12 protein-coding genes and 3 tRNA genes are annotated in these 15,791 nt (G+C 41.4%); all 15 read right to left on the reverse strand.

The window, feature by feature from the left end; genetic code table 11:
* Position 1: 1 nt before the first annotated feature.
* The 15 genes from pilV to ACT3QN_RS04100 all read right to left on the reverse strand — a co-directional run bounded on the left by pilV (position 2) and on the right by ACT3QN_RS04100 (position 15,757).
* Positions 2-565 (reverse strand): type IV pilus modification protein PilV, encoded by a 564-nt coding sequence (pilV, locus tag ACT3QN_RS04030; protein WP_444526629.1) that lies wholly within the window; start codon positions 563-565, stop codon positions 2-4.
* On the reverse strand, positions 565-1,047 hold the full coding sequence (locus ACT3QN_RS04035; RefSeq protein ID WP_444528990.1) for a pilus assembly FimT family protein: 483 nt from the start codon (positions 1,045-1,047) through the stop codon (positions 565-567). Before ACT3QN_RS04035 ends, pilV begins: the two co-directional genes overlap by 1 nt.
* 325 nt (positions 1,048-1,372) lie before the next feature.
* Positions 1,373-2,209 carry a ComF family protein gene (locus tag ACT3QN_RS04040; RefSeq protein ID WP_444528991.1) on the reverse strand — a complete coding sequence of 279 codons (837 nt, stop codon included), beginning with the start codon at positions 2,207-2,209 and terminating at the stop codon, positions 1,373-1,375.
* A 58-nt stretch (positions 2,210-2,267) separates the two neighbouring features.
* Positions 2,268-3,716: a phospholipase A gene (locus tag ACT3QN_RS04045; RefSeq protein ID WP_444528992.1), complete on the reverse strand. Its 1,449-nt coding sequence runs from the start codon at positions 3,714-3,716 to the stop codon at positions 2,268-2,270.
* A gap of 385 nt (positions 3,717-4,101) precedes the next feature.
* Entirely contained in the window at positions 4,102-6,231 is a 2,130-nt protein-coding gene (locus ACT3QN_RS04050; protein WP_444528993.1) for a cytochrome c biogenesis protein CcdA, read from the reverse strand.
* A gap of 47 nt (positions 6,232-6,278) precedes the next feature.
* Complete coding sequence (locus ACT3QN_RS04055) at positions 6,279-6,827, reverse strand: protein-disulfide reductase DsbD N-terminal domain-containing protein (RefSeq protein WP_444528994.1); 549 nt, start codon at positions 6,825-6,827, stop codon at positions 6,279-6,281.
* Positions 6,828-7,072: 245 nt separating this feature from the next.
* Complete coding sequence (gene gspG, locus ACT3QN_RS04060; protein ID WP_444529076.1) at positions 7,073-7,510, reverse strand: type II secretion system major pseudopilin GspG; 438 nt, start codon at positions 7,508-7,510, stop codon at positions 7,073-7,075.
* Between the two features lie 515 nt (positions 7,511-8,025).
* Positions 8,026-9,228 carry a type II secretion system inner membrane protein GspF gene (gspF, locus tag ACT3QN_RS04065; RefSeq protein WP_444528995.1) on the reverse strand — a complete coding sequence of 401 codons (1,203 nt, stop codon included), beginning with the start codon at positions 9,226-9,228 and terminating at the stop codon, positions 8,026-8,028.
* 97 nt (positions 9,229-9,325) lie between these two features.
* Complete coding sequence (locus ACT3QN_RS04070; RefSeq protein ID WP_444528996.1) at positions 9,326-10,387, reverse strand: hypothetical protein; 1,062 nt, start codon at positions 10,385-10,387, stop codon at positions 9,326-9,328.
* A 321-nt stretch (positions 10,388-10,708) separates the two neighbouring features.
* On the reverse strand, positions 10,709-11,644 hold the full coding sequence (locus tag ACT3QN_RS04075; RefSeq protein ID WP_444528997.1) for an AraC family transcriptional regulator: 936 nt from the start codon (positions 11,642-11,644) through the stop codon (positions 10,709-10,711).
* 436 nt (positions 11,645-12,080) lie between these two features.
* A tRNA-His gene (locus ACT3QN_RS04080) sits at positions 12,081-12,156 on the reverse strand.
* A gap of 41 nt (positions 12,157-12,197) precedes the next feature.
* Positions 12,198-12,274, reverse strand: a tRNA-Arg gene (locus tag ACT3QN_RS04085).
* A 105-nt stretch (positions 12,275-12,379) separates the two neighbouring features.
* Positions 12,380-12,456: transfer RNA gene (locus ACT3QN_RS04090), tRNA-Pro, on the reverse strand.
* A gap of 238 nt (positions 12,457-12,694) precedes the next feature.
* Entirely contained in the window at positions 12,695-14,224 is a 1,530-nt protein-coding gene (locus ACT3QN_RS04095; protein WP_444528998.1) for an McrC family protein, read from the reverse strand.
* A gap of 15 nt (positions 14,225-14,239) precedes the next feature.
* Positions 14,240-15,757, reverse strand: coding sequence for an McrB family protein (locus ACT3QN_RS04100; RefSeq protein ID WP_444528999.1), 1,518 nt, complete (start codon positions 15,755-15,757; stop codon positions 14,240-14,242).
* Positions 15,758-15,791 lie beyond the last annotated feature (34 nt).

Raw genomic sequence — 15,791 nt, forward strand, 5'->3', positions numbered from 1 at the left:
ATTAATAGGCCTCCACTATTAAACAGTGAGACCCTGCTTTGTAAGAACCATTACTATCTCCACAAGCATTATCTTCATTGTCGTCTAAAACAGGTATTGTCATTCCCCACGAAGTAATAATGCATTGTCTAGCGTTTATATCAGCCATATCTGGGCAAGCTGTCATATTTAGCATGATGTCTTGCTCACAGCCTAAGTTGGCTGCTTGCCATGTGTTCAATGCTGCTATTTCTTCCGGACCACAAGCATCTGATTTGCAGCTATTTTGATCAAAACCGCTGCTTGCTTCTGCCACTTTTGCACAATACTCGGTGATATTGTTTGTACCTTGATTCAAAGTGTTTAACTCTGTCATAAAGTCATCAGTAGCTAAAGTGTTCAATCGCATGTTTTCTGATAGCTGTTTTGACATACTCATAGCACGACTACGTACTAGGCTTTCGTCTGTAGCACTTAACGCATTTATTTGCAAAGCGCTAAAGCCTAAAACAGCAACAGCTAATAATAACAAGGCTACCATCACCTCAATTAAGCCGACTCCCTTTTGAGTATTCAACCTAATCATTAACACGTTCCTCCAATTGCAGTACTTATACTAGCTACTTCATTGACAAAAACTTGTATTGCAGTAGATGAATTTTTATCGTCACAAATAGTATATGTTATTTCATTAGCACGCTTACTTGGTCTAAATATTACTGTTGTCGTCGATTCATCCGTTTTTATATTGCTGTTACCACTATAGCCATAGCTTGCAATTTCAACTGAGTTATCACTCTCTATAATCAAGGTATGAGTGTCAGTATCAACACTTAATTCCATTGGCTGACGACGAATAACACTCTCAACTTTAGCTTCTTTTAACGCATTAGCAAGCGTAGCCGCCGTCGATTTAACCCGCTGGTTTGCAAGCTGAGTACTAATATTAGGCACTGCAATACCTGCAATAATGGCGAGCACAGCAATGGTTACCATCAATTCAATCAAGGTAAAACCTGAACTGACGTTCCTCAGCTTAGGTAATAGAGTGTTCAAAGATGCATTCACATCGTGTTCCTATTTAAAACTACAATTATCTGTCTTTTACTTATGACGTATTGATTATGATTATCTTATGCTTCTATCTGACTAATATAACTTTCTACATATATTTCTCTAGTGATATGCAATTTTCATTCCAGGATATCTAGCTAACATTAGCTAGTAAAACCTACAGACAGTATCTAATGCACCTGATTTATAAACTAATTTCCTAAAAAATGATTTCGACATCCAGCTCAGAATAACAAATTAGTATACATATCTATAACAAGATAGCGTTAGGAAAATATATTAGCAATAATTGGATATTGTTGACACAGATATATTGGATTTAGGATTTGCTGCCATGCGCTAATACATAAGCAGAAATTTGATAACTATTATGGCTGCTATCAGTTGTTGATTTTACTGCTGTAGGTGAAATGAACGCTCGCGCTACAGCTTGTAAGCTCGCACCTGTGGTAGATACGTCATCAAATAGTAGTAAGCGTTTTACAGGAGGTTTTTTGATTAGTGCAAAGGCATTATTTAAGTTACTAAGTCGCTCAGCACGAGTCAGTCCTTGCTGACTCACTGTATCATCAATACGCTTAACACCTTGCCATAAGGGGATTTGCCAATGTTTAGATAGTTGGGCAGATAAGATACTAACAGGCTCGAACCCTCGTTTGACCAATCGTTGATTTGTCGTTGGCATAGCAACAATCACGCTGTTATTGCGATGACAACCGTGTGGACGCGGTAATTGACGTATGGCATGTAATAATAACGGCAATTTTGTCATATCCTCTTGGTGCTTAAATGCTCGGATAGCTTGACGTATTGGATACTCGTAGTAAGTAGAGGCTTGAATAGATAGAGATACGCTAGAAGCGATATCAACTTCAAAAGGTCTTGGTAACCAAGTAATATCGTTGTGACAGTGAGCACAAAATAAACCACTGCTCAAATAGCTATTCGCTTGATGGATGATATCAGTCAGAAAAGAGTGTTTCTTTAAGGCTGTCCGTGTGGGCGGCGTACCCGTTATACCCTGTAGGCTAGACGGCGCTTGATGCTGCAGTAGTTTAGATTGTGGTGTACTATGATAAATACGGCATAGTTGGCAGCGCATATCTATATACTCTGCCAACCATAGTCCAGTTTGATAAGGCGCTAAACGGCGCATAAATTATTATTTGTCATAACTTTTAATAAATTTCACCTATATTAATGCCTTTCTCAAATTAAATCCCTTTCCAATCATTGAGTACGATACCAAAGCCGATAGAGGTGTTTTCATGATTGTAATCAATAATCGATTCACCATATCCTTGGAATAGCTGCACCATACCATTAACGTTCTCTGATATAGGATAGATATAGTCGATTTGCGCCGCACCTTTATTGGTACTTGGGTTATAACGCAACGTACCACTAATACTTTGCTGATCTGATAAGTCATATAAAAATTTGATATCACCATAGCCCATGTAATCTTCGATATCTGGGTTGTCATCATCGCTACTACTTTCGTTATTTACTCGAGTCCATAGGCGCGGTATAACTGAGAGCTTACCCCATTCTGCCCCCGCCATCAGATAAGCTCGGTTCCATGAACGTGATAACGGATCATCTTGTCCATTCGAATGATGGACAGCACCTGCGCCCAACATACGCAAACGTCCACCAAAAGGCAGATCTGCTGTCACAGGTTGAGTTAGGAATATTTCAGGTTGATAATCGGTAGCACGGAACGGACGTGAATTATCTTCGTTATAGACTTGCCAATGTGATTCTTGGGTATAACCAAACCATAAATCAGCACTGGTATCGAATAAGTCTTCTGCAACCTTTGTTTTTAGAGATAACTGGAACTTTAGCTCAGTTTCTCGTATGTCATTAGAATCAAAAGGCTCTGCTTCTTGTGATGGTGTACTTGGATTTAAGTTGGGATCTAAGGTATAGAATAACGGCAATAAATATGTTGGTCGATATGGCCTTACTGTCCAAGTACCACGCTCACTGTTTTGATCTAAGTCATAAGATAAGCTGAGTGGTGAGAATTTTTCGATGTCTGTTTGAGTAACACCGACATTTTCTAAAATCTGTGCGTCAGTCTTTATTTCAGTATTTACTTCTACGCTATCACTTTCTTGTAGTTTGCTGACTGCGGACTGCTGATTGGTCATTAAGATGGTGTCTGCATTTTCAACTGTTGTACCACTCATCGCCGTTTGAGACTCAGCCAAGACCACCTTTGGGTTACCTGAGATCGTGCTTTGAAACGTCTTTGCCAAATCAACAGGTTGTTTGGTTGTAGTATAACTTGGCGTTTTACCTTGCTCAGCTACCTTGTCAAAACAGGCCAAACGGGCCGCACTAGATTGTACTTGAGTACATTCAGAAAATAGTTCGGCTTGCTTAGCAATAAATTCTTTGCTGATTATATTGTCACTTTGTGTGCTCACATTAGAAGATATCGCATTGTTATCGAGATCCTGTGATAGATCAAGATCCTCATATTCAAACGCAGCTTCGGGTGCTGGCAGTTCGTTGTATGTTTGAGAGTCATCAGCAGCTTGTACTTGTATCGCGGTACAACCCAACGCAAGAGCAACTGCAATACGAAGAGGCATATTTGCATTCTGGTAAGACGGTTGTTGGTGACGCTGAGTAATAGTATGGGCAAACATAAGTGTCCTTTATCTAACTAGCATAGTGCTAGCAGAGTATATGAGGTAATTAATATAGCCATTAGCGTTATCGCTAAAATAGAATTAACTAAGTATGTCAGTTAATCGCAGATATTAGGAGCAGAAAAAGCGAAAATGATTGCCCCTGCTGCATTGTTTCTTTATTGTAATGAAAATATAAGCATGATACTAGCTTTATCGATAGTTAAAATAAGCACCTATCTATATAATCACCTGTATAACAAGTACTTAGTAAATATTCTATCGTATGAATTTAATGACATTAAAAAAGCCAGCATACTCTGTCTTAGTATACTGGCCTTGTTAACACTCTTAAGAATTTTCAATAAATCATACTGGCTTTTTAAGCATTAGTTGTTAAACATTAATCATTCAGCGCATCCAATGTCTGCTCAAACTCTACGCGACCTATTTCACCAACTTGTTGCTGTATCAGCTGACCTTCTTGATAGTATAGCAGCGCGGGTGGTCCGAACAGTTTATAACGTGACAAAATGGCTTTTGAGTCTTCGGTTGTCTCTGTGATATCAAGCCTCACTAGTTGCCAATCTTGCATTTGAGCTGGACGATTATGAAACAAGTTCTTATCCATAATGCGGCACTCAATACACCACTCTGCTGTCAGATCGACAATCACATTTGGATTGGCTGTCACAATGGCATCTAACTCAACCAACGTAGTGATCGTCTTATCCGTGGTGCTACCATTATTTACTGGTTGACCAGATGTTGACTGTACCATCATCGGTGCTGCACCCAATGACGCTAATGGATGCAAGCTATCGTCATTGCCCAGTGCAGCGCCAACGATTAAACAGGCTGCCCAAATACCAGCGATAAGGCTCAATGCTTGGGTCAGCATACGACCTTTACCCAGCCAACTCCACGCCCATGTTGCCACAACCATAAACCATAACGCCCATACCATAAGCATAACTGGCGATATAAAGACACGTTCAATCAATAACAAGGCTACAGCAAATAGTAATAAAGCAAAACCTTGTTTAACCCAATTCATCCACTCGCCCGCTTTTGGCATAATCTTACCTTGGGTAGCACCAATCAAAATAAGTGGCACTGACAAACCAAAGCCAAGCATAAATAAAGCGGCAAAGCCGAGCAAAGGGCTACCAATGGTAGAAACCGCTAATAATGCCCCAAACAATGGTGCGGAAACGCAAGGCGACACGACTAACGCTGATAAAAACCCAGCGATCAAACTGCCGCCTGTACTACCAAGCTTACTGTCGCCTGCTTGACTTAATCCTTGCATTTTTTGATTAATTGCTTGCGGCAATCGCACACTGAAAAGACCCAGCATGTATAGCGCAAGCAGTACAAATACAATGGCAAAGCTAATGAGAATAACAGGGTTCTGTAGCCAACCAATAATACCTAAAGATTCACCAAAGACTGCAATGACAGCGCCCAAAATACCATAAGCAGTCGCGACCCCGATCGCGTAACTGGTGGTCAAGACGACACCACGTTTGACCGTTGGGTTTTTTTCACGGGCGACAATATTCGCCACAATAGGCAGCATCGGTAGAACACACGGCGTCAAAGCTAAGCCTAAGCCTGCTAAAAACAATAAAGCTAATGCTAGCCATGGATGAGAGGCCAAACCAAAAGGATCGCCGTCGACAAAGCTATTTCCTGAGACACTTGCGCCGTTAGTCATTTCACCTGATACGTTGCTGTCTGCTGCAGAAATCGTACTCATCGCCGCACTACTGTCTAAAGAATCATACTCTACAGCGCTTTCATCTATTAAATCGTAATCAATAGCGCCATCTTCTGTCAGTGCTTGCGCATCATCAGGTACAGCGTTATCAAGAACTGCTGTACTTGGCTCTTCTGGTGTCTCGGTAGCATTTGCAGATGAATTAGTTGTACTCGCAGTACTATCGCTATTTACCGTTGCCTGTGCCGAGGCGGCTTCAATACTGACAGTCGTATTAATCTTTTCAGGCGGATAGCACAGTCCTGCCTTTGCACAACCCTGCCAACCGACAACGATAGCAGCGTCTTCTATATTCTTACCACTGTTGTTCGTCAGTGTGGTGGTAGCGACCATATTTGCTTGGTCAAATACCAACACCTGACCGAAGGTTGGATCATCTATTGAATAAGGTGTCTGGCTAAAAGTAAAAGGTGCAGCCGTCACGCCAGCGGGTAGCGTAAGCTTGATTTGCTTTTTATAGACATAATGCTCAGGAGTGATATCGAAGTTAATAGCCAACCGCGTACCAGATTGGACAGGGGTGCTATTCGTACTCACCTGAAACGCTTGATCTACTGGCAAAAACTTTGACTTTGATGAGCTTTCACTACTACCGAAAAGGGCACCTAACCCTGCTGCTTGTACCGTTGATGTCGCTGATAAACCTGTCAGCAATGAACCACTAGCGATAGCAAGGGCTAAGATACGGGATTTTTTTGAATGAGTAGATACGCTAGATGATGAGGACTTTCGTGATGTCTTGATGGACATGAATGGCTACCTATTATTACCGATATATGGATCAATCTGCTCGATATTTATCTACGTGTCGCTGCAATATCTATCTTGGTTTTAACTTTTTCTGGTGGATAGCATAGTCCAGCAGTTGCACACCCTTGCCAACCAATAATAATAGGTGCGTTTTTGGCTCCCTTACCATTACTCGTCGTCAACGTCGTGGTTACAATGACACTCCTTTGCGTGAATACGGGAACTTGACCAAAGGTCGGATCATCGACTGATACTGGCGCTTGATTAAAAGTGAACGGCGTGGCGCTTATCCCTTTAGGGAAGCTCAACGTAAGCTTATCTTTATAGACATAATGCCCTGGCGTAATCTCAAAGCTGATTGACAACCGTGTACCTTTGGAAGTCGCTTTGGTATTACTAACCACCTGAAAGGCTTCATCCACTGGTAGGAATTTTGATTTTGCTGAGGAACTACTTTTAAACAAGTCGTTTAGCCCTGCTGCTTGTGCATTGATCGACGTCATTGACAAGGCCGTTACTAATGAAGTACTTGTGACGATTAGAACCAATTTATAAAGATTTTTAGAGAAGTATTTATTAGGCTTTTGAATCGACATAGATGATTACCTTTAATTGCAGTTTGCGATGACTGTTTTGCTGAACATATAGATATATTTATAGCACTGACTATCAAACTTGTATTGGACAGTAGGCAGTTTTTCTACTGATAAAAAATATCAACCAATAGGGAGGTATTGGTTGATATTTATAGATTATTGAAAGCGCATAGATGAATGAATGTTTCATTCTACAAAGCTATATCAGTATCAGAGTTTGTTCTATATACGCATAGTATTACGCTTTATAGCTGAGCATAAAGATCCGTATCTTGCCCTTCGCCACCTTGTTGCTCATCAGCACCCAACGAAAACAAATCATAAGGTCGCCCTTCACTACCTGGTGCAACATACTGCATCTCATTTTCCCAGCCATCGGTTGGATAGCCACCTTTGATATATCCACCTTCAGGATAATTTTTTGCATCAGCAGGCGGTGTCGTAAGCGCTTCTAAACCTTGAGCAGTTGTCGGATAGCGCGAATTATCAACCTTATACATATCTAGCGCGTTTGAGACAGTAGCAAGCGCAGTCTCAGTTGTTTTAACACGAGCCCTATCACTTTGACCGACTACTTTTGGTACCACCAAGCCGGCAAGAATGGCTAGGATAACGATAACAACCATAATCTCGATAAGAGTGAACCCTGCTTGACCAGATTTTCTCGCTGCACTGCAGTGCATGGCTGAAGCAGCTATCTTGTGGTTATGTGCAATATTTGAATGGGATTGCGTATCCTGAATAGCACTTTTTGGCGTCATATTTACTTGGAATTTATTAGTCATAATCATCGCTTTGGTCATTGCAGTTATGTAAACAGTAAAAGTGGCGTTCTATCGTGGCTCTCATCAATGAGCTCTAAAACTATCGTCACTATAAACCATGGTTTTATTTTTATCCAGCGCTGCGCTCAGTTTGAGTTTGGGTTTACTATTTTGACTAAAGCTAAATGTTGGCTGACCCAAATGCGCGATTATTAACTCGCGCTTACTATAGCGCGGGGCGCTTATTCACCATAGTAAAAATATCGTCTGGTCAACAATATACAACAGTAAGCAAACCTTAAGAAAGCTAATCCAAGGTTTAGTAAGCAAGTTAAGTGATCAGAATAGAATAAAAAATAGTTAGATAGAGATTTTGGAGATTGAAAGTTAGCTATAAGTAAAGAATATGATAGTTCACTGGCTAGCGCATGAACCTAGCCTGCCAAATCATTCATATTGACGATGGGTAGCATAACCGCCATCACAATAATCATGACTACTACGCCCATTAGTACCAGCATTAGAGGCTCAAGTAGTGATAATAAGGTACTGATAAAATTGGTTGCTTCTGCCTCCTGCATATTGGCGGCACGGCTAAGCATATCTTCAAGCTCGCCTGAGTTTTCTCCACTTTTTATCATCTGTACCATCATCGGCGGAAAATAAGTAGATTTCTCTAGTTGACTAGATAAGCTAGAGCCTTCTGTCACCCTGTCAGCAGCAGTGATAATGGTTTTTTGAATATGTAAATTGGTCGTGACCGCGGCACCGATATGTAATGCCTCAATTAACGGTACTCCCGAACGTACTAATATCGCAAGGGTACTAGCAAATCGTGCGGCATTCAGTCCTTTGGACAATCTGGCTAGTATAGGCAATCTAAGCACCACACTATCAATTGATAATTTGCCTGCCTGTGTTTGGGCAAAACGGTAGAATAAAAATGCGGTACTTGCCAATACCAATAGTATCAACCACCACCACTGAGTAATAATATTCGATAGCGTGAGAACGACTTGGGTAATGAGAGGTAGCGCTTGCTCAGACTGCTCAAAAACTTTGACAATTTTGGGCACAACGAAACTCATTAGTCCCATAATTACCGCAACTGCCATAACCATTAGGACAATCGGATAGACCATTGCCCCTTGGATTTTCTTTTGGAGGGCAAAACGGTTTTCGGTGTAGTCTGCTAGCTGATTGAGGATAAGATCAAGATGACCAGATTTTTCGCCTGCGGCGATCGTAGCGATATATAACGGCGGAAAGCTAGTAGCTTGTTGTAGAGCACGCGCTAAACTCAGCCCTTCTAAGACATGTGAGCGCACTGCAAGCATTAGGGATTTGATATGAGTCTTTGGTGATTGCTTAGCAACCGCGGCTAAGGTTTCTTCGAGTGGGATACCCGCTGCCAATAATACAGATAACTGACGTGTTAGCAATGCTAACTCGTATGCGGACGGTTTTTTATAGCGGCTTTTACTTCGATTCTGTTTGTCGTTGACAGGGTTGACTTCAACTGGTGTCCATTGCTTATCACGCAGCTGCTGGCGAATTTGCCTTGCAGAATCTCCTTCTAGCAAGCCTTTTTGAACAACACCGTGGTCATCAAGTGCTTTAAAATGATAGGCAGGCATGGCAGCAGATATCCTAAGGGGCTTACAGGTAGACAGTTATAATTTATGATTTATGATTTATGATTTAACAGCAATCTATGAGCTTAATAGATTGATTTCAAAACAATGGTGTTGAATCATTACTATCAGGCATCAAACCTTGTAGTAACAAAACATCCAAATGCTGCTGCTGTAGTTTTTTATCAAAATCATTAACCTCAGCGATCAGCATTCTTTCAATGCGTTTATCGCTTGCAAAAACGCTCAAGCGTGCACAGATGACAGCCAACTGATAAATACGTTTTTTGCAATAACCGTCTAAACCTTGTAATAGTCTGACCATATGCGGCGTCTCAAGACTGGCATAATTATAATCAGCGATGACTTGCTGTCCAAGGGCTGTAACGCCATAAGTGATCGACAGATGGGCACAATAATAACAACTGAATAAATAACCAACCACATGACCGATATAATAGCCTCGATCGTAAGTAAAACTACTCACACCAAAGTGTCCAAGTACATAACTGTTGAGGCTGCCTTGGTCGCGAATCGGCTTGCCGTGCTTTAACTTACCAACCGTAGCAAAGCACAATGGGTTGCGACCATCTTGAGTCGTCAGTTGCCACCCAGCGGGCTGCTGTGCAGGCATATGACGCACGATATCTGCAATGATGTCATCAACCACATGTAGCTGTTGCCAGAGTCTTTCGAGCTTATCTGTATCCATCAGCCCACGTTTATCAAGCTGCTGCGCCAGTAAATATTGCTGATATTCTGCAAATTGCGGCTTCAAGGTCTGTACTAAATAAGTAGGACGCGTATTGGCAGATGCCATATATAACAGTCGAGTACGCTCATGCTGAGTATTATAAAGCGTAATACGCTGCGTAGCGACATCGGTTTCTTGAGCAGCAGGTTTTGCAGCTACAGCAAGCCTATCGGATGTTTCAGACGTTACTAATTCAGTTGTTGCCTCGTCGGCATCTGACAAGGTAAACATCTTTAATAGTGCCGCTTTATCAAGTGTCTCTACCGTGTCATTTTTTGGCATGTCTTTGTCAACATTCAGGTTCTCTATAGCAGTGTTTCGATCAACATTACTTTCTGTTTTAGCAGTTGTAGTAGTCTCTTGTTGGCCCTTGCTTCCTACATTTAGCTTTGCGGTCGGTTCAGTCATAACATACCATCAGCAGCGAAAATAAACATCGTCTCGATCCTTATATATGCACATCGTATAAGGACATATAATGCGTTATAAAATCAACGTTTCTGTCTCGACGACTCATCAACCCATAGTACCTGAACACAGACTCATTGTCAGCTGCCCTTAACTAAAATAGCCATAGCAAGTTACCAGAGGTCTTGTATCTATAAGTGATTCAACATTTATAAATGATATGTATTCACAAGTTAAAAAAAAGCGCCAAGGACATATAAATGACCTTAGCGCTTCTAATCGAGATTCTACTTAGATAACTTGAATAAACAGCCACTAGAGCTATGCAAGGTTGTTCTGTCGATACTGCTGACGATATGCTTTTGGCGAGACACCATATACACGTTTGAACGCCTGACTAAAGGTCGAATCTGAAGCATAACCCACCATCTCGCTGATACGGCTAATACTGTTTTGCTGTAAGCGTAAATAGCGAGCGGCCAATCGTAAGCGGTAATCAATCAGATAAGTCAGTGGTGGCATACCGACAGTATCTTTGAAACGCTGCGCAAAGCTGGAGCGCGACATTCCTGCTACTTCGGCAAGCTGATGAATGCTCCAGCTTTCACTCGGTGCCCCATGCATCGCGGCTAGCGCCTTAGTCAAAAACGGATCCTTCATAGCTTTGAGCCAGTTTTCTGTGGCTTCAGGCAAGCTTTCAATATATACGCGCAAACACTCAATCATCATAATACTTGCCCAATGGTTGATCACAGCCGTTTTTCCCATACGCTCACGCTCAGACTCTAGGGTTAGCAGCTTAATCTCTACATCAATCACTTCAAACCGACCATCAGCGGCATCATTAAGCTCAGGTAATATCGATGGCAGCACCGACAGTAAAGGATTAATCATCTCTTTGTCGTATTTGCATTCAATCAGTATCAAAGATGAATTGGGATCTCCATCACCATTGATATCAAGCGTACCATCTTTGCAATTGCTTAGTAGATTATCGAGCGGTTCGGCAACTTCACCATGGTAGTTGAGTGCGTAGCTTACGTGTTTGTGCGCATTCGGAATCATGATCATGTCACCAGCGTGAGCTTCTCGTAGACCATTTCCAACATCGATGCAAAACCCGCCAGACATTACTAAGTAGAATAAAATAGTGTCTTTTCTAGTGATAGAATAAGACCAATTGCCAGTACCATTTAGACGATAATACTTAGTTTCAAATAAATGTACGTTTTGCAGCAATACACTTAGTGCGTCCATCAATCAATTCCTCAACAATACAGATTAATAACGGTTTATTCTAAAAAGGTAATAACGTTCCCGACATCATGCTCTGTCGGTTTGCCATATGCCAGTGCTCACTCCAATAGATATTTGCTAGTCAATACAATGGCGCAATAATACTTAAATATGATGCACGATTTAGAATTTCATGTCTAATTACTTATTAGCATTACTAAATAGTGATAAAGTAGACACGGTCATACTAAACCTTAAGGAAAGTCTGTATAAAATTTTAATAAAAGGGTAGGAGTTTATCTAGTATTGAAAGTACTATTAAATTTGATATGTTTACTCTTATAGGAGTAATAGAGAGTTAAAATCAAATAGACACAAAAAAATCGCCATCAAGGGCGAGTGCTATTATTTATATTTTTATATAAAAGTAGGATTTACATGTAGATAAAACAAAATATGGGGCGACTGATGGGACTCGAACCCACGACAACCGAGATCACAACCCGGGGCTCTACCAACTGAGCTACAACCGCCATAATTATTGCCAAAGAAGAGGCAAGATTCGCAGGCTAAGTGGTGCGCCTGGCAGGATTCGAACCTGCGACCACCTCCTTAGAAGGGAGATGCTCTATCCAGCTGAGCTACAGGCGCTCTTAGAGGACTTTTATATACTAAACTTAATTTACGATATATTTTACTATATCAAAAACTAAATCGTTATACATAAAAAAAAGCCTGTAAGGCTCTTGAAATAGATGGTCGGAGTGATAGGATTCGAACCTACGACCCTCTGGTCCCAAACCAGATGCGCTACCAAACTGCGCCACACTCCGAAATTTTCTATTATCACGATAGTTTGTTGATTAACTCGTTGTTGGCGATGCCGCTAACTTGTTAATGTTCCTCGCTATCGAGGTGCACATATTAAGGGGTAAAGGCGATTGTGTCAACACCTATTTTCAATTAATTTAAAATAATCGCAATTTTTTTTAAAATTACGTCAATTTTGCCAAAATAGCGGTAGTAAGACCCTTTATTTATCAGTCATTCAAGCTGTCATTGATAATCGTATTATATTTTATCCAGATGTGGCAACACGTCACCGTTGAGTGTACCCGTCAGAACATCAAACGGTATTAACCATAAATGAGCATCAGCTGATTCACCGCTTTTAATATTATCGCTACTGTTACTCTTATTATCACCACTGCCACAGTGAATTTGTTGCTTGAGTGCCACTGGCTGCCTATCACCTCCTAGCACTGGATAAACCAACCAGACCTGTCCTGCTAGGTAAGCTTGTGCATAGCAGGTCAATTGATAAGCGTCGCTCGCACTAATTGCAGCGGCATGCGGTAAATATTTCCATTTAATATCGATGACGTGACTGTAGCGTCCTCTGGTCTTGTCTTGAGCTGTAATTTGACTCGCTGCTGTATTACTCTGGTTTTGACAGTCATCAGATACAGTTTTGAATATCAGTAAGTCAGGCCGTATAGATAAGCACGCCAACCCCTCAGCATCGTTTAGCCAGACACTTTTGGTTTGATACAAAGGACGATAGTTGCTACTAATCTGCTGAAACATTGACGCGATACGCTGACTTGCCCATTGTTCAAAAGCTTGATTCATATCAATCAACAAACACAATCTTAGCTGAGAGCTATTTTGTCTACCTGGATCGATACCGTTGCCTGTCGCAGCCGTCGTCTGTTTCAATAGCCAATATGCTAGGTCTACTAACTGCTGCGCGGCATGCAGTTCTTGCTTTTGAAGTGGTTGAACGTCTAGCTGACGCTTTTCTTGAGCATATATTACTGCTATCTGCTGCATTTCACGGTTGTTTAGCGTAGACACCTGCTGCCACGGCTGCAACAGTTTTGAAGAAACAAGCTGGGGCAATAAAGGCATCAAGTAAACCAATGCACTTTTAATCAACCGATTGGCCAATATGTCGTGACTCAATACACTACTTTCACAGATGAACTTATGCGGTTGCATACTATTGTGACGCAGTTGTTCTTTGATGAGCAGTCGACCTTGCAATGATGCCTGATTTTCAATCTGAGCCTGATAATGCTTGGTTGGTTGATAATCAATCAAACGCTGCAAAAACTGCTCAATCAGCCAGTCTGATATAGGCAATACTTTTAATGGTAAAAGATTGGACTGAGAACTAAACTGACCAAAATTTTTCGTATTGGGTAGTTTACGATTGTTGCTCGTATCAAGGTGTATTAAGTCCGATAGCATACCTTGTACCCAGTGACGGGTCTGGACAATATCGCTGGTCTGAGTAGACTGGTTTAGCTTTGGCAATATCTCAAGCGTCATACCACTGGGTAGTAGAATAATCCCGATATAATGCCCAACTTTAAGCTGCCATATTCCTTGCTTACGCTTGATAGTAAATACTGCAAACTCTTGCGCTATTAGCCAATCGAAATCAGATGCTTGCAAAAAATCCTGCACGGTCAGACGTTGATGCTCAAAAACAGTGACAACGTTCGTGGTGGCCACATTGTTATTAGGGATACGAGTCTGACGACTAACTGCCCTAATAGCGTGTTTTTTGGCGTAATATGGATTATTCGTTATCACTGAACAGCCACCCTGCTAGTACAAACGCTGATAGATAGCAGCATTACTAAACTCACCATCTTTAGCAATCAAATCAGCATTGATAGTGTAACTATTCATACTCATAGACTGACTAAGAAAAGCTCCCTGCCCTGCAAACATTTGGTGTTCAGAAGAAGCGTTGTTTTGGTGGCTCATCGGATTATACAAGTCGTCACTCATCCATGCTTGACCGTCTTGTACGAACTGCTTGCTCGTTGGTTGCTGCTCATCCCTAAAGATATACTGCAGCACAGTCATTTGACCACCAGCTGCTTGAGCCAATTGAGGAATAATTTGTTCAACGAGAGCCGTTTGTAACTGCTCTAACTGAGTGACTGCAAATAAAAACGAATGGCCTAACTGCGCCTCTACTCCCAATGTCTGCACGATACGCCTATTCAAGCCTGTTAGTAATTTACTCAAATCTATCATAGCTGCTTCTAAGTCTTCAGACAGTCCAGTGTCGGTGTCATTGCTGGCTCGAATTGTTGATAGTAAGTCAGGCTGCGGTGGACAATCCACAAAGCGAAAACGTCGGCGTAATGCCATATCAAGTGGCGCTAAAGAATGATCTTGGGTATTCATAGTGGCATAAATATCCATATTGGCAGGAACACTAAAAGCACGCCCAGAATACGCCAAACTCACTGTCATCGCATTCGGCTTGCCCGCTCGTTTATCAGGCTCTATCAAGCTAAGAAGCTCGCCAAACACTCGTGATACGTTAGCACGGTTAATCTCATCAATCAGCATTGCATAACGCTGCTGAGGGTCACGAGCTGCGCGTTGACATAGTCTTAGAAATGCTCCATCTTGCACCGCGTAACTCATTTGAGTTTGATTAGGGGAGCTATTATTTGCTTGAGCGGCGCCACTCATGACAGGTCGTATACCTTCTACAAACTCTTCATAACCATAGGCTTGATGGAAGCTCACCATACTAAAACGCTGCTGAGCAATATTTTGATTTTGATGGATTTGGTTGTCACGCTGTGCCTGCTGAAACTCTACTAATTGCTGCGATAAGTCTTGTAATAACTCCATACTCTCAGGCAGTAAATACCACGATCCACTATTGTCTTTATCAAAATAAGCTTGGCTAGCGCGATTATCAAAACTGACTGTTTGAGAGTTCGTAGGACTATGTCTACGTAACTCTAACCAAGCTGTACTGTCCAAATTTTTATCACGTGAGTTCTGAGCAGCTTTCGTCATAAAAAAAGGATGATCAATAATTTCTCGAACCTTTAACAAATCCTGTTGTTCAGCACGTAGATCTAAGAATACCAAACATAATACTTCGCGCCAGCTTAGACCTTGTAGTAGCTGCTCTAATAAGTCTTCATTTTCAGTCTTGGGTAGATAGTCGGTATATTGCTTCGCAATTTGCAGCAATCTATAGGTTTTACCTGTACCAGCAACGCCCGTATAAATAATATTGGTCGGTTCATGAGCAGACATATCAGGCATAACGTTATCCAGCGGCATTGAAAACAGGTTTGAAATAGACATGCTAACATTTTGTCATTATAACGTGGCTGTCTAT

Source organism: Psychrobacter sp. AOP7-C1-14, from assembly GCF_052376135.1.
GTDB lineage: Bacteria > Pseudomonadota > Gammaproteobacteria > Pseudomonadales > Moraxellaceae > Psychrobacter.